Raw genomic sequence first — 25,162 nt, forward strand, 5'->3', positions numbered from 1 at the left:
GTAGAAAACCATCAGAATATTTTTCTGTTTGTGCGGATCATCGGGACGAGGTGCACAGTCCGGCCGTCGTTCGATACGCCGATATCGGCCGTTTGACCGCCGAACAAGTCGTGCAATTACCGATGTCGATCACGGGTTCGCCAGTCCGAACCGCTGACGCGTCGGTCCGCGTCGGACGGGCTTCCAGCGACAGGACGAGTGGAACTGTCCCCACTGTTTCGGCGTACGAAATGGCGTCCCCGCTCGAGCGTTCGCACTCGAGACTGGCGGGCGGGAACTGATGAACGAGCAACAGGGGATACGGACCGGATGCTGCGACGAGCGAGAACGTCGCCTTCGCGGACTCTCAGCCGCACTGAGACGTCAGCGACGGGAACCATCGTACCGTCAGAGCGGGAGAACTCACGCTACCGGGTTCTCGACCGCGTCCGACTCCGTCTCTCCGTTCGAGGGCCGATCCGTCAGGGTGATGACGTTCTCTCTGCCGACCGATCGCTTCTCGATCGTCCCGTCGGCGTGCATCTGCGAGCAGATCCGGCTCACTTTCGACTTCGACCAACCAGTCTCTTCGGCGATCCGGTGTTGTCGGATCCGACCGTGATTCGCGATCAACAGTCGAACGACCTTCCCTTCGTCGCTCAGGAGCGTCGGCGGCGTTTCAGGCGAGAGATACGACTCGTACGCCCGCTGATCGGTGGCGTGTGCGTGATCCGATTCGGTTCCGCTACCCGCCGCAGCTGTTCCCAGTGGGAGCGACGACAGCTCGACGCTGCGGTCCGATAACACGTCGGCCATGCGAAGGCCGACGAGCGCACTGATCAGGAGGAACAGAACCGCGATCAGAGCCGATTCCCAGAACGACGTCGCGCGAAGCAGTTGTACCCAGGACAACGATCCACCGGACCCATCGCCGATCCGCGGTGCAATCGCTTCCGATGCAACAGCAGTGACATCGTACCGATGGGTCGAAGCCAGAACCGTCTCGATCGAGACGGTGCTGTGAATCGATTCGAATCCGGCTCTGACTTCGATCTGGGGCGTGGACACCATGATTCGCGGTTCTACTGCAGTCGGTACGTGACCGAGCCACGATCGTCGTGGACTCGCCGACCGCAGCGGAGATGCGATCCGTGCCCCCTTCATTATAGAGTGATACAGGTGCATTTAACAACGGTTTAAGCGTCTCGTCCGACTCGGCATCCGGGTCGGCTAAATCCGCACACAGCGAATCCGACCGACGACTTCCGGCCGTTGCTGCTCTCGCATCCGTTTATTCGAGCTATAGTAAACCCCCCACGCCGGCTTGCCGAATCTATGACACGCCCCGCCGATTGCGGGCGCACCAATTCGGCCTCACCGTCGCACTCGGTCGTGTGACGGGCCAGCGATAACGTCTCACCCATGACCACGATAATCAGCGACACGGAGAACCGAGCGGACGAGCGAGAGAGCGACCAGCACCCACGGGACGCGAGCGGCAACGGAACTGCCCTCGAACACACGGACGCACGCTCGACGCGTTCGGCGACGATCTGTGTCGTCGGATTGGGCTACGTCGGGCTCCCGCTCGCGGTCGGGTTCGCACAGTCGAACTACCGCGTGATCGGGTACGACGTCGACGACGTGACGGTCGGTCGGCTCCAGGAGGGTATCGACACGACCGGTGATCTCTCCGACGAAGCAGTCCGAGACGATGACATCTCGTACACGACGGACGCGACGGAGATCGGCGGGGCCGACTACGTCGTCATCGCCGTCCCGACGCCGATCGACGACGACGATCGGCCGGACCTCGGGTACATCGAGAGTGCGGCGACCACCGTCGGTTCGAAGATGGACCCCGGAACGACGGTCGTCCTCGAGTCGACGGTCTATCCGGGGGCGACGCGCGAGGTCCTCGTGCCGGCGCTGGAAGACGCATCCGGGCTGACTGCGGGCGAGGACTTTTTCGTCGGCTACTCCCCGGAACGCGCGACGCCGGGCGACGAGAATCACGGCCTCGAGGACGTCGTCAAGGTCGTCAGCGCGCAAAACGAGAAGGTACTCGAGGACGTGGCGACGCTCTACGAGTCGATCGTCGACGCGGGCGTCCACCGTGCCCCGTCGATCGAGGTCGCCGAGGCGTGCAAGGTCATCGAGAACATCCAGCGCGACGTCAACATCGCGCTCGTCAACGAGCTGTCGATGGCCTTCGAACGGCTGGGGATCGATACCCGCGAAGTGCTCGACGCGGCGGGGACGAAGTGGAACTTCCACGATTACCGACCGGGCCTCGTCGGCGGACACTGTATTCCGATCGACCCGTACTTCTTCGCCCACCGCGCGACGCGAGCGGGAGCGGACCCGGAACTGATCCGCACGAGTCGTGCGGTCAACGAGTCGATGCCGAACCACGTCGCCGAGTTGACGATCAAGGCGCTCAACCAGTGTCACAAGACGCTCCGAGAGAGTCGCGTGCTGGTTCTCGGGCTCGCGTACAAGGCTGACGTGGGCGATATCCGCAGTTCAAAGGTCGCCGACGTCGTCGATCACCTCCGCGAGTTCGGGATCGACGTCGCAGGATACGATCCGCACGCGGAGGCCGACGCGGTCCGGAACGCGTTCGACATCGACGTACAGGACTCGCTCACGTTCGACGGCTTCGACGCCGTCCTCCTCACGACCGGCCACTCGGCGTTCGAGGAGTTCGACCTCGACGACGTCGCGGCAGCCCTCGACGATGACGCCGCGCTCGTCGACGTCGTGGGAGCGTTCGAATCGGACGACGCAGACGACGCCGACCTCGTCTACCGCAGTTTATAATGTATCGGAGACACACGATCGGCGTCATCGTCCCGGCGTACAACGAGGAACGCCACATCGGTGACGTCCTCGAGACGATGCCGGAGTACGTCGACCGCATCTACGCCGTCGACGACCGCTCGACGGACGACACCTGGCGAATCATCCAAGAGTACGCGGCCGCGTCGGAGCAGGCGGACGACGAACCCGCCAAAACGGAGGCACTCGAGGCCGACGGCGAGCGGGTTCGGGCATCCGTCCCGGACGGCGGAGCCGTCGTGGGGCCGGAGATCGTCCCCATCCGTCACGCGGAGAATCAAGGGGCCGGCGGCGCGCTCCGGACGGGGTACGTTCGCGCGCGCGACGACGGTATCGATATCGCCGTCACGATGGACGCCGACGGCCAGATGGACCCCGACCAGCTCCCGACGCTCCTGGACCCGATCGTGGATGGCGACGCCGACTACGCGAAGGGGAACCGGCTCGCAGATCGGGCCTCGAGCCGAGAGATGCCGCCGTTTCGACTGTTCGGGAACTGGCTTCTGACCCAGCTCACGAAGATCGCGAGCGGCTACTGGCGGCTGCAGGACCCACAGAACGGCTACACTGCGATCTCTCACGACGCGCTCTCGGCGATCGACGTGGAGTCGCTGCCGGACGATCACGATTACCCCAACGACCTGCTCGTGCGGCTGAACGTCGCGGGAATGCGCGTCGCCGACGTGTCGATGCCGGCCGTCTACGACGACGAGGAGAGTACGATCGAGTACCGGCGCTTCGTTCCGGCGACGTCGGTTACGCTGCTGCGGGGATTCTGCCGCCGAATGACGGCGCAGTTTTCCGCCGATCGGCTCCACCCCACCGTCCTCTGTTACACCGCGGGGATCGCGTTGCTGGCGGCCGCCACCGCGATGGCGACCGTCAGCGCCGCTACTGCCACCGGCGGCGAGTCCGTCGTTCGGGAACCGATCGCGGCCGCGTTCGCGCTCGCGGCCAGCGTCGGCCTGCTCGCGGTCGCGATGCAAGTCGACGCGCAGGACAACGCCAAACTGGGGGTGCGTCGCTGATGCGCGTGATCGTCACGATCCAGCACCCGGGTCACGTTCACTTTTTCAAACACGCGATCCGGGAACTCCAGGCGCAGGGCCACGAGCTCCACGTCTTCGCCCGCGAGAACGAAGTGACGGTCGAACTGCTCGAGCGCGCGGGAATCGACCACGAGGTGCTGGCCGGAGAGTCGAACTCGCTGTTCTCGCTGGCGGCGGTGCAGGCGACCTACGAGGCGCGGCTCCTCCGTCGGGCGCGACGGATCGATCCGGACGTGATCACGGCGATCGGCGGCGTCGCCGCGGCTCACGTCTCGTCGGTGGTCGGCGCGAAGAGCGTCGTCTTCTACGACACGGAACACGCGACGCTCATCAAGAAGCTCGCGTACCCCTTCGCGGACGTCGTCTGTACGCCCGAGTGCTATCGGGGCGACATCGGCTCGAAGCAGCTCACGTACCCCGGATACCACGAGCTCGCGTACCTGCATCCGGACCGGTTCGAGCCCGACCCGTCGGTCCTCGACGACGCCGGGCTGGACCCCGACGACACTATCGCAGTGATGCGGCTGAGCAGCTGGGACTCCTCACACGACGTCGGACAGGGCGGGTTCGACGATCCGGTCGACGTCGTCGACCGCCTCGAGGCGGCCGGCGCGACCGTGCTGCTCACGTCGGAAGTCGACCTGCCGGCCGAACTCGAGCCGTATCGGTACACGTTGGCCCCGGATCGAATGCACGACCTGCTCGCCTTCGCGGACTGTTTCGTCGGCGAGGGGGCGACGATGGCCGCCGAGGCGGCGGTCCTCGGGACGCCGGCGGTGTACGTGAACTCGCTCGCGCTCGGCTACGTGACCGAACTCGACGACGAGTACGGACTCGTCTTCAGTTACAACGACGAGGACCGTCACGCTCGCTCGCTCGAACAGGCGCTCTCGATCGTCGAGCGAGATGACCCCTCGACGTGGCAGCGCCGCCGCGACCGGCTGCTCGCCGACCGGATCGACGTGACGGACGTCATCGTCCGGGAAGTCGAGACCGCCGGCTCCGAAACCGAGCCGGACCAGTCGACGCTCGCACCGAACCCAGGCTAACTATGCACGTTCTTCATCTTATCACCTCCACACGATCGTTCTTCGAACAGCAGATCGCGGTCCTTGAGGACCGCGGTATCGAGTGTACTATCGTCGGCGTTCCCGGGGAGTACAGCGCCGACTCCCCGCGGACGCCGCTCGACTACCTTCGCTTTCACCCGCGGGTGCTCTCACACGCGCTGTCGGGCGAGTACGACCTCGTCCACGGCCATTACGGGCTCGTCGCACCGTTCGCGATCGCCCAGCCCACCCGGCCCGTCGTCTTGAGCCTGTGGGGAACGGACGTGATGAGCGACATGGCGTGGCTCCGTCGGATCAGCCGGTACGGCGCTCGGTTCGCCGACGCGACGATCGTCCCGAGCCCGGTGATGTCCCGCGAACTCGACGTCGATCACGTCGAAATCCCGTTCGGCGTCGACACGGACCGCTTCAGACCGATTCCGCGCGACGAGGCCCGCGACCGGATCGGCTGGGACGCCGACGCCCGGATCGCGCTGTTCCCGTACGATCCGAGCCGGGCGGTCAAGGACTTCCCGCGGGCCGAACGCGTCGCCGACCGCGCCGACGCCGACCTCGAGGTGCGGACGATCGACGACGTTCCCTACGACGAGATGCCCTACTACATGAACGCCAGCGACGTCCTCCTCGTGACCTCGCGACGGGAGAGCGGACCGATGGTCGTCAAGGAGGCGGCCGCCTGTAACGTCCCGGTCGTCTCGACCGACGTCGGCTTCGTCCGCGAGACGATCGCCGGCGTCGACGGCTGCGTCGTGGGAACGACCGACGACGAGCTCGCTGCCGGCCTCGAGCGCGTCCTCGACGGGAGCCGTCGATCGAACGGACGAGACGCGGTCGACGGGCTCGGGCTCGAGGCGATGGGTGATCGCCTCCTGGACGTGTATCGCCGCGTCCTCGACCGGCCGAGCGAGACGGTCCACCGAACGGGGGTCGGTCATGAAGTATAGCTCGCTGTCGGAACTGCGGCCACTGCGACTCGACACGGTCGCGGCGATCGGCGGCCTCCTGATCGCACTGGCGCTGTTTCCGCTGCGGTTTTTCGCGTCACAGATCTACATCAATACCGTCCCGATCGTCCTCGGGACTGCGTGCGTCCTGTACATCGTCTCGCTGTATCAGCAGGACGATACCCGGGCGATCCCGGAGTTCTCCTCGAAGGTGTCGATGGCGTTGCCGAGCGTCGTTCTGGTCGGCCTCGCAGCGCTCGTGCTGCTGACGGTGTTTCAGGGGGGGCGAACGCCGGTGTTCTTCGGCGTGGCGAGCGTCGTCGGGACGCTCGTGCTCGCGCAGATCCTCTTCGTGGCCGATCGGGATCTCCATCCCAAACTGTTGATCCTCCAGATCGTCTGCTTCGCGACCGTCTTCCGGTTCACCGCGCTGTACGCGACGCCGGGATACGTCGGGATCGACATCTGGACGCACAGCGCGCTCGTCGAGTCGGTCCTCTCGGAGCAATCCCTCAGCGCGATCTCCCACGACAAACACTACGGATCGCCGTTCTACCACCTGCTGGTCGCCGGGTCGGCGCTGCTGTACGACGTGCCGATTCGGGGCGCGCTGTACCTCTCGGTGGGCCTCCTGATGCCGCTCTCGGTACTGCTCGTCTACGCCACCACGAACCTGCTCGTTTCGGCCCGGTGGGCCGTGCTCGCGACCGCGCTGTACGCGCTGGGTAGTCACGTCTCGCGGTGGGGAATGCATCTCATTCCCACGAGCCTGGGGCTGGTCTTCTTCCTCGGCATGCTGTACGCGCTGATCCGGGTAATGCGGATCGAGTACTCCGTTCGCGACTTCTCGCTCCTCGTCCTGTTGAGTATCGCCGTGATCCTCACGCATCAGGTGTCGACGTTCATCATGCTCGTCCTGTTGCTCGCGGCGTTCGTCGCGCAGGTCGTATTCGTGATCGGTCCCTTCGGCCTCACACGACTCGACACCAGCGTCTTCCGGACGAAGAAACCAGTCAACCTCGTCGGACTCGTCATCTTCAACCTCGGGCTGACGATCTTCGTCTGGTCGCTGACCCCGTATCGGCAGGACTCGTTCCTGGGGACGGCGCTGAGCTACTTCGCGCAGACGCTCGAGGAGAGCGCAGGCATTCTCAACATCGCGAGCAGTACCTCCTCCGAGGAATCGCAAGCGAGCGCCGATGCCGCGACGACGCTGCTCGACCAGATCGTCCCCTACGTGAACACCCTCGGGTTCCTGTTCCTGCTCGCGATCACGTTCGCCGGCTGTCTCTACGTCGTCCACAGGCGACGCGCCGAACAGTCGGTCTTCACGCTCTTGCTCGCGTCGGCATTCATGCTCGTGTTCGTCCTCGGCTTGCCGATGTTCGGGATCCGTAACTTCATCCCGACGCGGTGGTTCGCCTTCCTCTTCGCACCGATGGCGATCCTGGGCACGATCGGCATTCGAACCCTCAGGCGGAATCTCAACCCGTCGATCGTCATCTCGGTGTTGTTCGTGTTCGTCCTGATCTATCCGGGTGCGATGGTGCTTGCGGCGGAGAGCAACGCCGACAATCCGGTGTTCCCGGAGCATCACGAACGACTCGCGTACGAGCAGTCGGAGCTTGCGGCGGCCGAGTCGATCGGGGCGGTGACCGGAGCGCCGAGAGGCGACGAGATTCGCCGCGACCAGCAGCTGTACACCGATCATCCGTATCAAACGCTGATCGGTCGCACCGGCGCGTACGCGCGGACGGGGACCGAGCCCGCGGCGATCCCGCCCGACGACGGCGAGGCGTACGGCTACTCGGTGTATCGAACGAAGCAATCGACCGACGGCGCCTACTTCAGGGACGGCAACGGGCGCGCCGAGATGCGGAAGATCTCTCGGACGGATCTCTGTCGTCCCGAGCAGGCAACGGTCTACACGAGCGGAGACGTGACCTTGTGTACGCCTTCCCCGGCGACCGGGTGATCGCTCCCCGTCGGACCCCGCGGTATCGCGTTCCGCGTTCCCACCGTCCCCCGACCTTCGGCCCTCCGACGGCCGTGTACAGACGGTCGTCGTCCTCCGTACAATTCTTCGTGCCTCCACACTCGATACCACGCGCTCCGGGTCCACGCATCTGACGAAAACTCGGGCGGCTCGAGCGGCTACCGATCAGTGACGGCAGCGTGACGAGCGTGTCGACCAGACGAGCGGTTCGCACGCACGGTCGACGGTTTTCGCGCAGTCACACGTGACGGACCGCTCCGCACGCCGAGCGCTCGAGCGAGGGGGCCGATACCTCTGGAGTCGAATACCGCGCAACGTCCCGCTCGGAGCGTGTAATTCGACGTCGTCGACGACCACGATGATTGCTGGCTGGCTTCGCGATCGGGGGTCGGGCGATCAGCCCGAGGTCGGGACGGGAACACGCTGTAAAACAGGCTCGCCACCGCCGGCTCCGTATCGGCACAGCGAGCGGGTTCGCGTCTCGGTAGCCCGCCGACGATACCGCGTCGAGGAACCGGTTCGAGCGCCCGCTGACGGCTGCGATTGGACGGTGACGATCGGATCAGTTCACGACTCCTCGACCTGCGTGCGACGGCTTTTCCGGCCAGGCTGGAGTGGGTGACGCGACGAGACGCCGACGGAGATCCGCCGTTCGCTATTCCACCTCGATCGGCAGGTGGAGCGATCGGTAGGCGTTCTCGGCCGTCGGCTCTGACGGCGGTTCGCCGTTGTAGAGCAACACCGCCAACCGAAGGTCGTCCCCTGCCATCGGCGGTACGATCTCGAGCGTCTGCTGGGACGTTTCGCCGTCGGCCACCGTCGCCGTGTTCCTGTCCAGTTCGGTCGACTGGTTGACCGTCGCCTCGTCGCCGTCGTACCGCACCTGCTGGAGCATCACCACGGTCGTGTAGGTCCGTTCTTCGTGTTCCCGGTTCTCGATGGTCACCTGCAGCTCCTGGGGCTCGCCCGCCGTGAAGGTCGAGTCGTATATCGTGTCTATCTCGCCGGAGACGTTCTCCGTCTCGACCGACAACTCCGTGAACCCGTCGTGCTCCGGCGGATTCGCGATCGCGAAGCCACCACTGGCGAGCAACAGGAGCAGCCCGAGAGCGATGGCCACGTTGTACGGCTGACGATTCGTTCGCCCGAAGTCGCTCGGCTGTGACCGAGCGAAGAACGGCGACAGCGACGAAAGGGAAGGGGCGAACCGACGCTCGGGGAGACAGCGGTAGCGAGTACCAATTGCAATAAGTGAAAGTAAGACAGTAAGTACTGCAAGGCCGGAAAGTACCGGAATGACCGTCACACCCCTAGGGGTTGCGGACGCGAAAAGGGTGACCGTAGAAACGAGGGCAACACTAAAGATAATTGAGAGGACTACTCGTTCTACCGCCTCGAGTCCGCCGGTGACCAGCCGGGGATTACCGAGTCCGGTTTTTTCGTGATCGAACGAGCGGTAGTCGTCGTTCGGTTCGTCCGGAAACACGGCAGAGACGAGCGCATACCCGGGAAGAAAGAGAACGAGTGGAATTGTCAGCAGTATCCTTCCGTACCCATCAACACCTGAAATAATGCCGAACGTGAGCGCGCCAGTGACTGCAATGACGAGCGCCTGATCGAAAAACCACCAGTTGTTGTCGCTCATTGTGTCGTCCATGCGGCCAGCGGTGGTTTATTATCGCCAAGATAAGCCACGGGCTCCGGGGGCGACTCGGCCGTCATCTTCCGACGAGTTGTAATGTGAAGGACAACAGATCTGGCCGTCTCACCATCGCCCCTTCTCTACTGTTCCACGACACGGAATAAACGAAAATTCGGGATGAACGTGAGATATTAGTAGTGGATACTAGCGTGAAATGAACTTTCTACCCAATTCCGGAAATACCATCAAGAGACCCATACAAACCGATATTCAGCAGTTTTAAAATAACATAAAAAGAGACTGGCGGATATGAAATAACGTAAACTGTGTATGATCCAGCTATAGCGTTTCAATACTTTATTACCCACCTCTAATTAGGGAAGATTGGTGCAATGGAAGCGAAACATATCAGCTCTAAAGAACAGGACGAGCAGGGCGGCAACGACGACGTTCAGGGAGCGGATGCGGAAGCCGATTGCCCCGCAGACGAGCCTGCGTTTTCGAAAGACGAAATCTTTCATCTGCTGCAGAACGAGCGCCGTCGGATGGTTCTCCGGTACCTCCGGGATACTGAAGGGTCCGTACGCATGCGCGACGTAGCGGAACAGGTCGCCGCGTGGGAACACGACACGACTGTCGAAGACCTCACGTCCACACAGCGCCAGCGCGTCTATATCCCGCTCTACCAGTCCCACCTCTCCAAGCTCGACGAGGCCGGCCTGATCGAGTACCAACAGAATCGCGGCATCGTTGAGCGAAAGTCGCTCGCCGATCGCGTCGACAAGTACCTCGAGTTGGACTCGGAAGAGGAGTCGAACGAGGACGGGCCGTCCGACGATGCGTCCTGGGACGATTACTACATCGTTGCGACGGTTCTCTGCTACGCGGTCCTCCTCGGTGCCGTGATCGAACTGCCGTTCATCTCCTTCCTCTCCGGAATCGGCCTGAGCGCGCTGATCCTGTTCCTCTTTACCGCCCTCACTATCAGTCGAGTCATGGGATGAAGTGAGCTGTACAAACGCTACCACACGTTCGAACGGACTGACTGGAAAACCGAGCCACAGCGAGGACGACCGTCACGCGACGACCACGGAAACCGAGACGAGACCGATGAAGATGAGCAAAAACCCGATCGAGATCGCCGCCAGCAGCGGCGCGGAGAATCGCAACGTAACGCTCGAGCGAGTCGCCGATCGTTCGACGAGGCCCTGCGTTTCGTCGAATTCGACGGCTCCCGACGCGTCGAGTGCCGGCAGTCGGTCCTGGTGCAACTGCTCGTGAATAGTCGCCCACGTTTCGATCGGCGGCCGCGCCGGTTTGACCAGTTCGTCGGCGACTTCGTCGACAGTCGCCGGTGTGTTCATCCCATCGAGAACGGACAGGAGCGCGCGATCGGACTCGGGAAGAAACTCTCCCGCGCACCGATCGTCTCCGGAGTCGCTCGCCGAAAAGTCGTTCTCTGGGCCGCGGATCATCGTCACTCCGGTCATTCCGTCGGGAGTACCGGCACGCTCCTCGTCAGCGGGTTCCGACGAAGGGCCAAACCAGGACGGCGTCAGACGCATATTCCGCGGTATAACTTCTTGGGATATAAGGATTCTCACGGTTTACCGGCCGTGAACGATATACGTAGCTGTTAGAGCGGTTTCCGACCGTACTATCGTCTCAATCGGTCTTTCAGACGATAGTAAGCAGAGCCTGAACCGGTCCGACCGCGCTACGCGACGACCGGTTCCGGCGGCTCGAGCCACGGGAACAGTTCCGGTCGCGATTCCGACCACGACTCGAGCCACTCGCGGAGGTCGATGAGCCTGAGTTTGTGTCTGGCCGGCAGATTATGGAGGTGCTCGAGACCGGCCAACAGTCGTCGGTCGAAGCCGTGACGATCGAAAAGGGTCTCGCGGTCCGGCCACGGCGGTTCGAACGACGAGACGAACGGCGTCTTCCGACGAACGAATCCCTCGATTTCGTTGAACAGCGCCGTATCGTGGGGCCGATCGGGAGGTCTGTGTCGCAGGATGTCGTCGTCGACCCGCTCGCACGCCTGCAGGAAGGTTTCCGTCGTCCGGAGCTCCGGTGGCGTTCGGAGATGCCAGTCGATCAACTCGCGATCCGTCGCCAGAAACGACGTCATGAAGTGATCGGAAAGGTGGTTGTGGAACGGTATCGACGGCTGGTTCGCGATACCACAGCAGGTGAGCGCGTTCTGGACGGTGTCGGCTCGGTCCCGTCTCGCGACGAACTCGTCACGGATCGCCTCCCTGACGAACGTCTCCGGACCCGCGTCGAACGACGTCCGCTCGGCGAGTTCTCGACTGGCATCGCGACTGTAGCCGAACTTCCCGAGGAGCGACTCGACGGGGTTGGGGTCGGACTCGAGCCGACCGGTCGGGACCTCCTTCCCAAGGACATCGACGGTCTCCGAGGCGGTGAAGTGGCCCCGGAAGAACGTGTCACAGAGGAGGCCGTGATACATCGTGTCGACCCCAATTTCGTCGGTATAGCCGGCGTGGTGGATGTGCAAGGACTCCTTGATCCCCTGCGAGTAGCGGATTTTCGATTCGTCGGGGCAGAGATATCGCTCGTCCGGCGGGAAAGCCGTGTGGCTCGCACCGTACTGCGCGGCGAGGGCTCTCGCACCGTGGACTTCCTGTGCGTCCAGCGACCCGACGGTGTAACTGCAGTCGACGTCGATCTTCGAGAGGATAACTCGCGAGTCGTAGCCCGCCGAGAGGAGCACGCCCGCTCGACCCGGCAGCGTCGATCGACGTTGGAGCGCTCGTTCGAGCCGATCGGCGAGTTCGCCGACCGCGTCGTACGATCGAGGCGGCTGCGGATCGTAGACGAACCGCTCGAGCGAGTCGACCGACGCGGGCAGCAGTCGGCTGTCGACCGGCAACCGCTCCAGTTCCGCGACGGAGGTCTTCTCGCCGAGCGTCACGCCCAGGTGCAAGAACTCGAGGACACCGTCGCGGTTGAGCGTCGGATCCGCGATCGTGCGCCCGACCGCGGCGGCGTCGGTTCCGAAGACGCGATCGCCCGGTTCATCGGTGTAGAAACACTCCCGTGATCGAACGGGATCCGTGGCGACGAACGCGTCACCGCTCCGTTCGGCGTCGAGTACGACCAGGTACGAACCGTTGAGCTCCCGCAGTGCGTCGAGCCCGTTCGTCTCGTACTGTTCGAGGAACCAGCGTGCGGCGTTGGGTTCGTCACCGGGAACGTACGCCTCTCCCCAGACGAGACAACACCCCTCGTCGCCGGTATACGTGGCGCTCCAGCCCGGTGCGCCGAGATCGGCGTCCCTGATTCCGACCGTGACGGTCGATCCGGCGAGCACCTCGTCGAATTCGTCGCCGGATCTGAACCGCTCGAACGCGTCGATACCGCCGAATACACCGAAGAGTTCCCTGTTCATCGAAGACCACTTCGCAGACGGCGTACGATCGCAGTGTGGAAGAGTCGGGTTCCGCACGCGGGTCGCTTGCGCACGCCTCTGTCGAATCTCTCGACGGAGTACTCAATTACTATGGTACCGTTAAGCCTCGAACCGTCGGTCTCGAGTCGAGCCGGACGACTATCGTTCGCGACTATCGAATCTATAATAATGGGAGCACTGTCGGTAGTTCGGCTCGCCAATGTCACAGAAACGCGCGACGCGACGTCGGTTCCTCGCACTGTCGGGTGCGGTCGGAATCGCCGGAATGGCGGGCTGTACGGATCAGCTACCGTCGATGTCCGGCGGGAACGGCGACAACTCCTCGGACGAGTCGCCGTCGGACGACTCGAACGGATCGACGCCGGGGATCACGGACGGCGTTCCGTCGCTCGAAACCGAATTCAACAGCCGAGAACAGTACCGACAGCCCGGAGATTCGTTCGACGATTTCAGCGATCTCGACGCCTGGACCGTCGGTCAGGGATCGGGTGAAGCGGACGGAGAGGTCGCGTTCGACGGAGAGCAGAGCTTCAAACTCCAGTCGAATGGGAGCGAAAACATCATGGCGCAACGGGATCTCCAGGGCGAAGACCTGACAGGGCTGGACCTCTCGCTCGCGGTCCGAACGTCGACGCCGATGAACATCACGGTCAACCTGCGTCTCGTCGACCAGTTCGGCGGCGAGAAGGTGTACTCGCTCCGGGATATTACGTACCGATCGCCCGACATCGGCTGGTTCCGATCGAGCCCCGGTGTCTTTCAGCAGGACGAAGTCGAGCCGTCCCTGGACTACCTCGACCGACTCGAGGTCCACGTACTCCACTCCGAATCGGAGGCGGAGGTCTGGATCGACGACCTGCGCACGCACGAGATGGCCGATCAGGGGTACGTCATGCTGAGCTGGGACGACGGCACGCTCGACTACTACGAGACGGCGTCCCCGCTCCACGACGAGTACGGGTTTTCCACGGTCCAGGCGCCGGTGCCGCGATGGGTCGAACGGGGAGACGACGGAACCATGTCGGTCTCCCAGCTCAAAGAGCGCCAGGAGGCGGGCGACCAGATCGTCGTCCACGGCACGCACAGTCCCATAGCTGAGCTCGACGACGCGGACACGATCGCGGAACGGCTCAGCCGGGACAAACAGTGGTACATCGACAACGGCTTCGAGGGGGCGAACTACATCGTCCACCCGCACAACAGTTTCGACAAAACGAGCCTCAAGCAGGCGGCCAACTACCACTACTGCGGCGGCTTCAACCAGGCCGGGAACGTCAACACGACGAGCGTCTACGGCTTCGACCCACTGGTGCTCCCGCGAACGATCGGACACGACCTCGAGATCTCGAAGCGATGTGTCGACGTCGCCGCCAAGCACAATCAGTGTACGATCCTGAACTTCCACACGTTCGAGGCCAAGAATACGATGCCGGCGGACGACTACGAAGCGTTGCTCGAACACATCGATAGCGCCGACGTCGAGGTCATCACCTTCGACGGCCTCTGGAAACTTCGGACTGGCAATAAGTGATTCGCGACGGTCGACATCCGATCTCGTCGCGATGCGACTCGATTCTCGACCGGGCCGGCTCCGTAGACCGACGGCTGGCTGCCTCAGTGCTGGAGAGACGCCCCTCCGACGAGGCGTTCGTCTCGGGAGGCAGCGGATTCCGTCGGCCGACGAATCAACACCCCGCCGAGAGCGTGATCCGATCGGTGCCGGTCGATCCGTCGTCGTCGACGACGCGCAGCTCGACCGGATGCTCGCCGTTCGAATCGACCGTCACCTCGATCGTCTCGCCGGTCTCCTCGAACGAGTCGCTGTCTCCGACACACCACTCGTAGCGGACGATCTCGCCGTCCGGATCGCGGGATCGAGACGCGTCGAGCGTAACCGTTTGTCCCGGATCGAGCGTCGATTCGGACGACCACGTCGGCAGTAGCTGGATCTGCGCGTTCGGTGACGTCGTGGACGAGTCTCCCGCATCGCTGTCGGTGCTCTCCTCGGCGCTCTCGTCGGGGTCCGCCTCCTGAGTGCTGGTGCTGGCACCGTTGCGCAGGAGCTCACCCTGGAACAGTCGATCGACGACCGTCGTGTGCCACTGGACGCGCGTCCCGAGTGCGGGCTTGGAGACGGTCTCCGCGAGGAACGACTCGGCGCCGAGATCCCGTGCGGCCTTGTGCGCGAACAACCCCTTCGGATCGGCCGACGGCGACGAGAACGGCCCGATCTGGAACGCGAGATCGGGGTCGTCGATGTGGGCCTGGGTAACGTAGTCGGCAGCGTCAGCGGCCGCATCGGTGGCTGCAGCGCCGTCCGAGTGGAAGATCGCCTGGCCGACGCCGTCGCTCGTGTCGCCCGCATAGACGCCCGTCGATTCGTGGAGGTCGATGAAGATGTCGGGATCGTACTCCGTGACGACGTTCCAGAGCGCTCGTGCGAGTTCCGTCTGGGGCTTCATCCCCTCGGGGAACTGCCGGTTGAGATTGTTTCCGTTCTCGTCGTTTCTGGTCCCACGTTCGATCGCGACGGCGTTCGTCTCGGGGATCGTGACGAGCGTGCCGGCGTCGATCGTCCAGTCGGCGATGCGATCGGCGGCCGTATAGCCGGCGACCTCGTTGCCGTGTAGGCCCCCGACGACGACGGCCGTCGGCCCGTCGGCGTCCGCAGTCGTCACGTACACTGTCGTCTCTTCGGCTGTCCCCTTCCGAATCGCAAACGACTCTCGAGAAACGGTCTCCTCGTCGCTCTGCGCCGCGACACCGGCAGCGCCGGCGAGGCTCGCGCTCGCGAGTGCACAACTGCCTGTCATAGCCAATACTGATCGTCGTGGGAGTATCTCTGCGCGAGTATCGTGACTCATCCGTCCATCCCATGGAGAGGGGGCGGCTTTACTACAGACGCTATAAGCGGCAGCAACGGAACTGTTTCGTGTCTACGACGGTCTGTGTCGGTGAAATTCGGGCCGCCCGATCGTTCCAGATCGGAAACGATCGCGGCGGACGCGTGCGATCACCGACTGAGCGCGCGCCAGCCGAGGGTCGTTCCCACCACCAGCAGGGCGACCGTTGCGACGACCGGGAGGGGCCGCCGTCGAACGCCGGTACCGGCGACCCAGCAGACGCCGGGGAGCGTCCGCGGCGACGCCGCGGCCCGTCGGAAGTGCCACGCGCCACGGAGGAACCGTCCCTCCGCGAAGTAGCGCTTTGCCAGGATAAGCGCGTGACTCGAGCGAATCTCGTACCCTTCGTTCTCGAAGCGCTCGACCTCGTCCTCGTACGCCGAGAGGTACTGCTCGCTCGCGTTCGCGACGACGTCCGCCGGCGGGTGGCCGGTGTCCTCGCGACGGACGAGTTCCTCGTCGACGTAGACGAGTTTTCCCTGCTCGAGCACGCGCAGACAGAACTCGGGGTCCTGGAACCGATCGAGTTCCTCGTCGAACCCGCCGGCCGCCCTGGCGACCGCGGTGCGGACCAGCAGCGTCGAGCCGGCACCCGGTTGGACGTTGTCCGCGAGAATCTCGCCGACCAGCTCCTCGCCGCCGCTCCGGGTCGGCTCGTCGTCCGCACGGGCGAGCACGGACGCGGCGGTCGAGCGGAGCGCCCCGCTCGCGCCGGACAGATCGTACGTCGAATCGCAGTAAGCGCCGACCCAGTCGCTCGAGCGATCCGTGAGCGCCGCGAGCTGGCGCTCGAGCTTCTCCGGGTGCCACTCGTCGTCGGAGTCGAGGAAGGCGACGTACTCCCCGCGTGCGTGCTCGAGCCCCGTGTTCCGGGCGACGTTCGCACCCTGGTTGGTCGCGTGGAGAACCGGTCGAACCCGCGGGTCGTCGTACGCGGCCAACACCGACTCGGTGTCGTCGGTCGACCCGTCGTCGACGACGACCACCTCGAGGTCGTCGATCGTCTGCTCGAGCGCGCTGTCGATCGCGCGCGGAAGCGTCGCCGCTCTGTTGTACGTCGGGATGATGACGCTGACGCGAGTCATTTCCCGATCGTACCCGCCCCGGTTGGATTATTATCGCGTGGATAAACGCCGGGGCCCGGCACCGTCACCGACCGGCCCCCGACACCGTCGTCGGTTCGGAACGACTGCCGGCCCGACCGATCCCCGCTCGGCGGGTCGAACGACCGATTCCTTCAGGAACGGCCGATCGGTCGGATTCGACCGGCAGAACCCCGTCTAATAACTGTATAAGAAAGAACAAACGATTCGTTCACGTGGTCGATGACGAATCGAAACCGCCGATCGTTCGTGACGACTGTTGCAGCGGCCGGAACGCTCGGGTTGTCCGGCTGTCTCTCACAGTTTCGAGAGTGGCGTGGCGGCGATACCACGTCGACGGAACCGACGCCGAACGGAGACGCTAACTCGTCCGAAACGGACGACCTACCGGAGCTGTCCGGTGAATCGGTCGAAGACTTCGAGAATCTCGACGACTGGACGGCGATGATCGACGCCGGCGAACTCGAGGCCGAACCGAACGACCCGTACGCCGGCTCGCAGTCGGCTCGCCTCACGGCGTCAGCGGGCACCGATTCCGCGGCCATCTACAGGGCGATCCCCGACGGGCTGGATCTGAGCGGCAAGGCCCTCTCGCTGGCCGTCAACTTCACCGGTCGCGATCAGCTCCACCTCACGCTCGAACTGTTCGCACCGAACTCGCGCAACGTCCACGCGATGCAGCGAACGCTCACCGGGCCGAGCGATCGGTGGGTTCGCGTCGACTTCGGCACGGGTCGGATCGATACCCAGCCCGACCTGACGAACGTCCGCGAGATTCGGCTGACCGCTCGCCGGCGTGGTGACTCGTCCGGCTCCATCGACTGCCGGATCGACGACCTGCGGGCCATCGATCGCCCGACGACGGGGAAAGTGCTGTTCCTGTTCGATGGAACGCTCGAGAGCCACTACACGCGCGCCTTCGAACGGATGGAGCCCTACGGCTTCCCGGGTGTCGAGGCCGTCATGCCCGAAGCTCTCGGGCAGGACGGCAGGCTCACGCTCGACAAACTCGACGAACTGGACGACGCGGGCTGGGACATGGCAGCCCGGCCGCGAACGGGTGCCAGCTTCCTCCACGAGTACACCCCCGAAAAGCAAAAAGGCATGATCGAACGGACGAAGGTGTTTCTCGAGAACCGCGGCTTCGAGGACGGCGCCAGGCACTTCGTCACGCCTCGCAACATACTCAGCCCGACCGCCCGTGACCTCGTCGAGGAGTACCACGAGCAAGCGTTCCGGTTCGGCGGCGCGCCGAACGCGCTCCCGCTTACGGACCCCTACAACGTGGGGTTCTTCGCCGGCAATGCCGGCGACGAGGCGAGAACGTACATCGACTACGCCGCCGAATACGGCCAGCTCGCGGTGTTGCAGTTCGACTACATCGGCGACGACGGTATCAGCGAACGCGCGTTCGAGGGCATCCTCGAGTACGTCGACGCGCAGAGCGTCGAGGTCGTGTCCGCGAGCGATCTGTTGGGACCGTCCTACTGATCAACGGTGACAGGAGTCCGTCACCGTCGCCCACAGGGCCACGACGGCGACGCGCCGTCGCCACTCTTTCTCGGTAGCCGTTGGATCTGACCAGTGTGTCCGTCTCGGAGCACCACCCCGGCCGTCGAGCCGTGGGTACTGAACCGCGAACCGGTCGTCGATCGCTGCGGGGCGGGGTGAACTACTCCGTTCACACGGAAACAAGACGTGCGGACGCTGTATCCCTTCCCTGCTCGCGCCTTCGGCGCTCGCTGAGGAAGGGGGCTTAGCGCCCTCAATTACAGCTAAATGCCGGCGTCGAACAGGCCGAACGCGAGCCCCGAGAGGAGCAACGACAGCCCGGCGACGAACAACAGGCTCTGCAACCAGTTACGAGACGGCCCGCTGCGTTCGCCGCCGACGAGCCGACCGTAGACCGCGTCCGCTTTCGCGCCGATCGGGTCGGGGAACGCGGACAGGATCTCGAACGGCTCCGCCGGCTCGAGTGCACCGACGAGAACGGCGAACGTAACGAAGATGGCGAAGCCGACGGGCGGAACCACTGCGAGCGCGACCCACGGGTTCGCGATCGCCGTCGAGAGCGCGACGATAGGGACAGCCGTGAGGGCGGTGGTCAGCGCCGACCGACCGAGTCGCGCGTCCGCGAGCGGGTCGAAACCGACCCGTCGCGCGCTCCAGCAGTGGAAGACGAGCATCGATCCGTATCCGACGCTGGTCGCGACGGCGGCACCTCGCATTCCGTACTGCGGAATGAGGGTGACGTTGAGTACCAGGTTGATCGCGGCCGCAGCGCCGGTTGCCGCGACCGGATACCGAAGCGTTCCCTCTCCCTGCGAGATCGCCAGCACCGGGCGCGCGAGCGCAAATCCGAGCGCACCGGGGAGCAGCAACAACAGCGGCGTGATCGCCGGCAGCGCCTCGTGACCGAAATAGAGCGGCACCGCGACGTCCGCCAGCGCCGCGAGGCCGACCGCCATCAGGGCCGTCAGCAGGAACGTGTAGCGCATCGTCCGGGAAGCGAGATCGGAGATTTCCCGGACGCGGTTCTGCGACCACAGCTCCGACGTGGAGTGGACGAACACCGTCTGGACCGCCATCGGCACGAACCAGAGGAACTCCGCGAGCGTGAGCGCCGCTTTGTAGTTCCCGACCGACGTGCTCCCGCGGAACCGCTGGAGCATCACGATGTCGATGTGATAGAGCGACATCATCAGGAAGATCAGCGCGATGCTCATCGAATTGAACGTGAGCATCTGTTTCCGCGGGAAATTCGCCGGCGGTCGTCCGAACACACAGGACAGCGACACCCGGCGGTGAACGAGCACCAGGCCGATCGCTGCGACGAGCGCGCTCGCGAACAGGTGCCCGGCCAGGGCCCCGACGACACCGCCACCGACGTAGACCAGCGGAACCGCGACTACGGCGAAGGCGACCTTGTCGACGACCTTCAGCGGCTCCGAATACCGCTCGAGGCCGAATCCCATGAGCGTCTTGCGCGTGTAGTCGCGAAACTGCGCCGTCACCACGAGCGCGGCGAGGATGTAGAAGTACGGCTGTAGCTCGGGGTCGAACGCGAGGCCGACGAGCCCGAACCGGGTCGCGAGCACCAGGAGGAACGCACCGAGACCGGACAGGAAGAGGGCCAACCGGAGGTAGTAGCCGACGACGTGTTCGCTCCAGTTTGCCGCGTGGCGGTCCTCCGCGAGGTACTTCCTGACCCCGTCGGTGATCCCGGAACTGACGAAGATCATGTAGATCGCGAAGACCGACAGCAGAAACGAGTACGCGCCGAACTCGGATGCACCCAGAAGGCGGTACAAAAGCGGCGTCGAGAGCGCGGTGACGACCAGTGCGACGATCTTTGCGCTGACGACCGCGAAGACGCCGCTCGTAATACTCCTGTTCACGGTTTCACCTTGGAACGCTGAAACCGACGATGGACGACCCGCATCGCCGGCGGTCGCTCACGATCCGACGTACTCACTGTGTCCAGAGAGTGGCGACGACGTGGCGTTATTATACGTGGGTTAAACGGCGTTTGAACGCGAGCCGACGGCAAACGAAGACGCCGGAGAACGAAGACCGGACTCCTGCCGACCGCGCGTCGACTACTCGTAGCTATTCTTCCAGGTCGTGATGTCGCTCGCACCGAAGTTACGGATCCCGTTGACCAGTCTGCTGTCCTTGAGCGACGGACTATCACACGACGCGTAGAGACAGGCGGCCTCGAGACCGGACGACGATTCGAGGTCCGAATCGAGAACGAGGGATCCGGAGCCGATGTCGATGTACGGATACTTGCTGGCACGCAGGTTAGATCGGTAGACCGTCAGTTCCTCGCCCGTGTTGACGATCGCGTTCCGGTCCACACCGCTGCGACCCTGTTGCTTGATATCGACGACGTTGAACCGGCAGTTGTCCCGTTCACAGCGAATTCCATCGCGGAAACCGCCGTCCTCACCTGCCTGCCCGTCGATCGTGAGGTACTCGGCGAGAACCTGTCCACTGCTGTCGCTGTCCTGTATCCACAGCGGATAGCCGCCCGAGGTCTCGTGGGTGATCGTCGTATCGACGATCGTCGCCTCTCCAGAGCCGGGTGAGCAGACGATCCCGTGGTTTACGTCTTCGCCACGGATATCGAGCGTCGTTCCCTCGATACGGGCACTTTCACAGGAGTGCATCACCGAGATCGCGTGACTGGTCGGCATGGGTGAGGTGATGTTGACGGCCGCACCGTAAACCTGGATATCGCGACCTTGTTCGACCCGGATCGCCCGCTGGATCGTGTCCTCCGGTCGACTCGATTTGATCTCGACTGTCGGCCACCGGATTTCGCTGTGGGTGCCGCCGACGCGAACGTTTGCCCCATTGCTATCCCAGAACCAGCCGCCGTCAACGATGATCTTGCCGTTTCCGCCCGCCGCGTAGAGACCGTTGCTCGGGAACGGCCCGACCCAACAACGCCTGAACGTGAGCGTTCCCTCGTTCAGCGTGGCCTCGATACCGATCGGGCCACGCCAGTTGTTACCCGCGTTCGGCGTGTTGTTGATCCACGCGGCGCCGTCCGGCACGCGGAACCGTTCGACGATACCTCGGCCGTCGGGCTCGGTGATGTTGAACATCCCGGGACCCCAGGTCCCGCTATCGTGTTGGCCGTAGACGGTGATGTCTCGCACTTCGAGGCGCTCGGAGGCGTACGTCTCGATCGTTCGGATTCCCGTGTCGGGGGCCCGCTGGTCGACGTCGAACCCCTCGAATCGAACGCGACCACCGGGTCTTGACGACACGCCGAGCCGGAAGAGGCGGTACTGCGGGCCATCGAACTCGTGAAAGTCCGCCGGAACCAGCGTCGCGTTCTCGCCGACGACGCCGAAATTCTCGAAGCCGGTGAACCGGAACTGTTCGTCCATATAGTATCGGCCCTCGGGAAACACGAGTAACGTATCATCCTCTCGAAGTTCCTCGAGAACCGGCGTTACCGATTCGTTCCCGGTGTTGTCGGCCCCCACGTCGGTCACGTCGACGACCGTCGAGTAATCGTCGTAGTACTCCCCGTACGCGTCCGTGGACGCGCTGGCTGCCGACGTCAGTCCGATTCCGGCGGTACCCGCGGCTACGGTTCCTTGCAGAAACCGTCTCCTCGACCGCGAAATCGGACCGTCGCGAGCGGGCCGACCGTCCTCCCGACCGGTCGACCGAGAACGACAAGAACCGTCTCGATTCGAGCGCTGCATATCACTTCGGTCCGACATTGAGATTCATTTCTTTGTGAGTCATGACGGGGTCCAATATGTATGGGTTCGGATGGCAAGTCTTTAAGTAAACAGGCCGGTCTCCGTCTCGAAATCCCAATACTGTTGGAAATATAATAAATTGCGTCAAACGACACGTCGTATAGATCGTTCCCGACGAGTCGTTCAGTGACGACGCGGTCGCGGGTCCCGTTTCGGACGCTCCGCTGGCGGACCGATCGCGTGACGAGTAGTGGCCGACTCGAGACGAGCGTCTCCGGCGCTGGGGTATCGCGTCGGCAGCGGTTATCGGGAGTCGTTCGGCATTCGATCGTTCTCGAGCGTGGCGGCGATCAGTTCGGAGATCGCGCGCCGCAGCCGCTGGGAGACCGCCGAGTCCGAAATACCGAGGCGATCGGCGAGGTCGTCCTGCGTGATCTCTCGTGGCACCTCGAAGTAGTCGCCGTAGTAGGCCATCGTGAGAATCTCGTGCTGGCGCTCGGTCAGGAAGTACGTCCGCTCGTCCGACGCCGATGAGTCGTACAGCTGCGTCACACGAAACGAGATCCCACGGTCGTGGTAGTGCGCCCGGAACGCCGACAGCGTGTCCCGGTCGGGAAGGTGGACGCGGATGTTCCAGCCTCCGTTCTCGCTCGTTACCGTGAAGACGAACAGTCCGTACTCGGCACAGTGATCCGGCACGAGCTCGAGATCGGTGTCGAGGAGAATGCGATAGATGTCCCGGTTCTCGAACGCGGCGACGCGAACCGCCCTCGAGACCGTCGGATCGTCGGCCAGCGCATCCTCGACGGCCGTGGTCTCGCCGCCGAAGGCGGAGACGAACTGTAGACGTCGCCCGTCGACCGTCGTCCCGTACTCGTATCTAAACGTGACGCCGGAACAGCGATCGATCGTCGGCACCAGCGGAAGGTCGTCGTGGACGAGGTGGATTGCTGCGATAAATCCCATTGCGATCTCGAGTCGTCTCCCTCCTCGGAGCCGTCCGCCCATACTTATACCGCGGCTAAGAGGGTTGCAACGAAAGGAACTGCCTCGACGGTTCAGCAGGCGACCGTCTCGTCGCTGCGCAGCGGTACTAATCGATGCATCGAGTGCCACAGCGGCTGCGTTCGAACTACCGCTGGCGAGGACCGAGCCGTCAGTTCATGTAGCCGAGATCGGCCAGTCGATCGGTCACCGCTTCGTCCGTCGCCGGCCGCTGTTCGTCGTCCCCTTCCTCGTACTCGGGATAGGACATCGGTTCGACCGGGTCGACGACCGGAACCACGTTGCCGTCCATGCGGTCGCTGTAGGGGACCCCCATCGCGGCCATGACCGTCGGCGCGACGTCGAAGAGATGGGCCCGCTCCAGGGAGGCGTCCTCGTCGATTCCCTCGCCCGCGGCGAGGAAGATCCCGTCGAGCTTGTGGTTCCAGGGCTCGGCCGGGTGGAAGTAGTCACCGTCGGCTAGCTGTTCGGAGAGCATGTGTTCGAAGTCCGCGGGGATCGTGACGATATCGACGGTCTCGTCTATCTCGTCGCCGTGGAAGTACTGTTCACGCGGTGCGACCGTCTCGAAGAACGGCTCACCGTCGGGCGTCTCGACGGCCTGAAGCGTTCGAATGAGTTCCTCGCGGAGTTCCTCGTACTCGTCCTGTGGAACGACGCCCGTCGGATCGCGCCCCTCGAGGTTGATCCGGACGCCGAGTTCGGTTCGCGCACGAACGTACGCCGCCGATTCGGCGAAGTCGACCTGCTCGTTGGCCGTCCGGGAGACGCCGCCCGGCGCGTACTCGATAGCGACATCGGCCAGTCCGACGCGCTCGAGCGCCGTTCTGATGCGGCGGGCGGTGACCCCGAACCGGGCGGCGACCGATGCCGCGCGCGCGACCGGCCCCGGCTCCCAGGTGTCGTACTCCTCCCCCTCGCGGAGCCGCCTGCGCATCGGCGTCCACGATGGCATCCCCTTGCCCCCGGTCGTCGTCTCGAGGAAGTCCATGTCGCGGAGGTATTCGTTGATCCGGAACTCGTACCCCTCGTACGCGCCCATCCCGTGGTCGCTGACCAGGAAGACGCGGTCCGGATCGCACGCATCGAGGATCGCCCCGATCTGCTCGTCGGCCGCCTCGTACACCGGGCCGATGTGGCGATCGTCGCCGCTGAACTCGTGAAAGACCGTGTCCGTCTTCTGAAACTGGATGAAGCCGAACGCCGGCTCGAACTCGTCGACGAGGTAGCGAAACGCTTCGCCGCGCATCCGAACGAGGTTCTGGTACTCCGCGATCTTCGCCTCGTCGTCGAGCGAGTCGTCGTCACGCGTATAGTTCGGATAGACGCGATACGCTCCGATCTCGTCGCGGATCTCGTCTAAGAGCCCCTCGGGATGACATCGCGGGTCCTCGGGGCCGAGGAATCCAGGAACGACCGCCCCGTCGAACTCGTCCGGCGGATGCGTGACCGGCGCGTTGACGATGACGCTCGAGCGATCGTGGCGATCCAGCAGCGTCCACAGCGGATGCTCCCGGACGTCGTCGTTGCTCGTCACGTGCCAGTCGTACCCGTCGTAGCCGACGAAGCCGACCACGCCGTGTTTCCCGGGGTTGACGCCGGTGTAGATCGACGGCCAGGCACTCGGCGTCCACGGCGGAATCTGCGACTCGAGCGGCGCGGTTACGCCCTCCGAACAGAGCCGCTCGATGGTCGGAATCCGATCGTCTTCGAACAATCGCTCGAAGACCGGTAGACACCCCGCGTCGATACCGATAAGCAGCGTCTCCAATCCGTTCGATTCCTGTGCGGTACTCCCAGTCGGTGTTGCGTCGTCACGGCGAAACGTCCGAGTCATCGGTTCATCTGTATACCAAGTAGTTCCGTTCGACCGCTGCCGCCAGTCGGCGGAAGCGGTGTCGTTCGTTGCACCACGTATCTACTCCCAGTCTGAGCGACGAAACACTTCATTATCGATAGGTTAAAC

At 63.9% G+C, this 25,162-nt stretch carries 18 protein-coding genes; 8 read left to right on the plus strand and 10 right to left on the minus strand.

Going from position 1 to position 25,162, the window contains the following annotated elements; genetic code table 11:
* Positions 1-402: 402 nt before the first annotated feature.
* Positions 403-1,050, minus strand: coding sequence for a helix-turn-helix transcriptional regulator (locus tag BMX07_RS09215; protein ID WP_090617043.1), 648 nt, complete (start codon positions 1,048-1,050; stop codon positions 403-405).
* 351 nt (positions 1,051-1,401) lie between these two features.
* Between BMX07_RS09215 and BMX07_RS09220 the strand changes: the two genes are divergently transcribed.
* From BMX07_RS09220 to BMX07_RS09240, 5 genes are read left to right on the plus strand one after another with little or no spacing between them, the layout of a single operon-like run.
* Complete coding sequence (locus BMX07_RS09220; RefSeq protein WP_090617046.1) at positions 1,402-2,802, plus strand: nucleotide sugar dehydrogenase; 1,401 nt, start codon at positions 1,402-1,404, stop codon at positions 2,800-2,802.
* Complete coding sequence (locus tag BMX07_RS09225; protein ID WP_090617048.1) at positions 2,802-3,848, plus strand: glycosyltransferase family 2 protein; 1,047 nt, start codon at positions 2,802-2,804, stop codon at positions 3,846-3,848. The genes BMX07_RS09220 and BMX07_RS09225 overlap by 1 nt, the downstream gene beginning before the upstream one ends.
* A complete protein-coding gene (locus BMX07_RS09230) occupies positions 3,848-4,918 on the plus strand; it encodes a DUF354 domain-containing protein (RefSeq protein ID WP_090617050.1) in 1,071 nt (356 codons plus the stop codon). The genes BMX07_RS09225 and BMX07_RS09230 overlap by 1 nt, the downstream gene beginning before the upstream one ends.
* Before the next feature lie 2 nt (positions 4,919-4,920).
* The gene (locus BMX07_RS09235) at positions 4,921-5,883 is read left to right on the plus strand and encodes a glycosyltransferase (protein WP_090617052.1); all 963 of its coding nucleotides are present in this window, start codon (positions 4,921-4,923) and stop codon (positions 5,881-5,883) included.
* On the plus strand, positions 5,873-7,858 hold the full coding sequence (locus BMX07_RS09240; RefSeq protein ID WP_090617054.1) for a hypothetical protein: 1,986 nt from the start codon (positions 5,873-5,875) through the stop codon (positions 7,856-7,858). The genes BMX07_RS09235 and BMX07_RS09240 overlap by 11 nt, the downstream gene beginning before the upstream one ends.
* A 676-nt stretch (positions 7,859-8,534) precedes the next feature.
* Here the strand turns inward: BMX07_RS09240 and BMX07_RS09245 are convergent.
* On the minus strand, positions 8,535-9,524 hold the full coding sequence (locus BMX07_RS09245; RefSeq protein WP_090617236.1) for a DUF1616 domain-containing protein: 990 nt from the start codon (positions 9,522-9,524) through the stop codon (positions 8,535-8,537).
* Between the two features lie 389 nt (positions 9,525-9,913).
* Here BMX07_RS09245 and BMX07_RS09250 point away from each other — a divergent pair, with 389 nt between their 5' ends.
* The gene (locus tag BMX07_RS09250; RefSeq protein ID WP_090617056.1) at positions 9,914-10,525 is read left to right on the plus strand and encodes a DUF7344 domain-containing protein; all 612 of its coding nucleotides are present in this window, start codon (positions 9,914-9,916) and stop codon (positions 10,523-10,525) included.
* A 72-nt stretch (positions 10,526-10,597) separates the two neighbouring features.
* Here BMX07_RS09250 and BMX07_RS09255 read toward each other — a convergent pair whose 3' ends face one another.
* On the minus strand, positions 10,598-11,086 hold the full coding sequence (locus BMX07_RS09255; protein ID WP_090617058.1) for a hypothetical protein: 489 nt from the start codon (positions 11,084-11,086) through the stop codon (positions 10,598-10,600).
* A 152-nt stretch (positions 11,087-11,238) separates the two neighbouring features.
* Positions 11,239-12,939, minus strand: coding sequence for an asparagine synthetase B family protein (locus tag BMX07_RS09260; RefSeq protein WP_090617059.1), 1,701 nt, complete (start codon positions 12,937-12,939; stop codon positions 11,239-11,241).
* 220 nt (positions 12,940-13,159) lie between these two features.
* Between BMX07_RS09260 and BMX07_RS09265 the strand changes: the two genes are divergently transcribed.
* Positions 13,160-14,491: a polysaccharide deacetylase family protein gene (locus BMX07_RS09265; RefSeq protein WP_090617061.1), complete on the plus strand. Its 1,332-nt coding sequence runs from the start codon at positions 13,160-13,162 to the stop codon at positions 14,489-14,491.
* Between the two features lie 154 nt (positions 14,492-14,645).
* On the opposite strand, the gene BMX07_RS09270 is transcribed toward BMX07_RS09265, so the two are convergent.
* Both BMX07_RS09270 and BMX07_RS09275 read right to left on the minus strand, forming a co-directional pair.
* Positions 14,646-15,773, minus strand: coding sequence for a PKD domain-containing protein (locus BMX07_RS09270; protein ID WP_245742082.1), 1,128 nt, complete (start codon positions 15,771-15,773; stop codon positions 14,646-14,648).
* Between the two features lie 200 nt (positions 15,774-15,973).
* A complete protein-coding gene (locus tag BMX07_RS09275) occupies positions 15,974-16,948 on the minus strand; it encodes a glycosyltransferase family 2 protein (protein ID WP_090617065.1) in 975 nt (324 codons plus the stop codon).
* Between the two features lie 240 nt (positions 16,949-17,188).
* Here BMX07_RS09275 and BMX07_RS09280 point away from each other — a divergent pair, with 240 nt between their 5' ends.
* A complete protein-coding gene (locus BMX07_RS09280) occupies positions 17,189-18,457 on the plus strand; it encodes a polysaccharide deacetylase family protein (RefSeq protein ID WP_090617067.1) in 1,269 nt (422 codons plus the stop codon).
* A 284-nt stretch (positions 18,458-18,741) separates the two neighbouring features.
* Here the strand turns inward: BMX07_RS09280 and BMX07_RS09285 are convergent, their stop codons facing one another.
* The 4 genes from BMX07_RS09285 to BMX07_RS09300 all read right to left on the minus strand — a co-directional run bounded on the left by BMX07_RS09285 (position 18,742) and on the right by BMX07_RS09300 (position 25,033).
* Positions 18,742-20,364, minus strand: coding sequence for an oligosaccharide flippase family protein (locus BMX07_RS09285; RefSeq protein ID WP_090617069.1), 1,623 nt, complete (start codon positions 20,362-20,364; stop codon positions 18,742-18,744).
* Positions 20,365-20,565: 201 nt separating this feature from the next.
* The gene (locus tag BMX07_RS09290; RefSeq protein ID WP_245742083.1) at positions 20,566-22,209 is read right to left on the minus strand and encodes a right-handed parallel beta-helix repeat-containing protein; all 1,644 of its coding nucleotides are present in this window, start codon (positions 22,207-22,209) and stop codon (positions 20,566-20,568) included.
* 285 nt (positions 22,210-22,494) lie between these two features.
* A complete protein-coding gene (locus BMX07_RS09295; RefSeq protein WP_090617071.1) occupies positions 22,495-23,157 on the minus strand; it encodes a helix-turn-helix domain-containing protein in 663 nt (220 codons plus the stop codon).
* A 190-nt stretch (positions 23,158-23,347) separates the two neighbouring features.
* On the minus strand, positions 23,348-25,033 hold the full coding sequence (locus tag BMX07_RS09300) for an alkaline phosphatase family protein (protein ID WP_090617073.1): 1,686 nt from the start codon (positions 25,031-25,033) through the stop codon (positions 23,348-23,350).
* Positions 25,034-25,162 lie beyond the last annotated feature (129 nt).

It is taken from the genome of Natrinema salaciae, assembly GCF_900110865.1.
Lineage (GTDB): Archaea > Halobacteriota > Halobacteria > Halobacteriales > Natrialbaceae > Natrinema > Natrinema salaciae.

Bases quoted from the DNA above. Each gene is read 5' to 3' on its own strand.
- BMX07_RS09275 (WP_090617065.1), bottom strand. From the start codon at position 16,948: ATGACTCGCGTCAGCGTCATCATCCCGACGTACAACAGAGCGGCGACG.
- BMX07_RS09270 (WP_245742082.1), bottom strand. From the start codon at position 15,773: ATGACAGGCAGTTGTGCACTCGCGAGCGCGAGCCTCGCCGGCGCTGCC.
- BMX07_RS09265 (WP_090617061.1), top strand. From the start codon at position 13,160: ATGTCACAGAAACGCGCGACGCGACGTCGGTTCCTCGCACTGTCGGGT.
- BMX07_RS09235 (WP_090617052.1), top strand. From the start codon at position 4,921: ATGCACGTTCTTCATCTTATCACCTCCACACGATCGTTCTTCGAACAG.
- BMX07_RS09225 (WP_090617048.1), top strand. From the start codon at position 2,802: ATGTATCGGAGACACACGATCGGCGTCATCGTCCCGGCGTACAACGAG.
- BMX07_RS09280 (WP_090617067.1), top strand. From the start codon at position 17,189: ATGACGAATCGAAACCGCCGATCGTTCGTGACGACTGTTGCAGCGGCC.
- BMX07_RS09240 (WP_090617054.1), top strand. From the start codon at position 5,873: ATGAAGTATAGCTCGCTGTCGGAACTGCGGCCACTGCGACTCGACACG.
- BMX07_RS09260 (WP_090617059.1), bottom strand. From the start codon at position 12,939: ATGAACAGGGAACTCTTCGGTGTATTCGGCGGTATCGACGCGTTCGAG.
- BMX07_RS09220 (WP_090617046.1), top strand. From the start codon at position 1,402: ATGACCACGATAATCAGCGACACGGAGAACCGAGCGGACGAGCGAGAG.
- BMX07_RS09295 (WP_090617071.1), bottom strand. From the start codon at position 23,157: ATGGGATTTATCGCAGCAATCCACCTCGTCCACGACGACCTTCCGCTG.
- BMX07_RS09300 (WP_090617073.1), bottom strand. From the start codon at position 25,033: ATGACTCGGACGTTTCGCCGTGACGACGCAACACCGACTGGGAGTACC.
- BMX07_RS09215 (WP_090617043.1), bottom strand. From the start codon at position 1,050: ATGGTGTCCACGCCCCAGATCGAAGTCAGAGCCGGATTCGAATCGATT.
- BMX07_RS09230 (WP_090617050.1), top strand. From the start codon at position 3,848: ATGCGCGTGATCGTCACGATCCAGCACCCGGGTCACGTTCACTTTTTC.
- BMX07_RS09245 (WP_090617236.1), bottom strand. From the start codon at position 9,524: ATGAGCGACAACAACTGGTGGTTTTTCGATCAGGCGCTCGTCATTGCA.
- BMX07_RS09255 (WP_090617058.1), bottom strand. From the start codon at position 11,086: ATGCGTCTGACGCCGTCCTGGTTTGGCCCTTCGTCGGAACCCGCTGAC.
- BMX07_RS09250 (WP_090617056.1), top strand. From the start codon at position 9,914: ATGGAAGCGAAACATATCAGCTCTAAAGAACAGGACGAGCAGGGCGGC.
- BMX07_RS09290 (WP_245742083.1), bottom strand. From the start codon at position 22,209: ATGTCGGACCGAAGTGATATGCAGCGCTCGAATCGAGACGGTTCTTGT.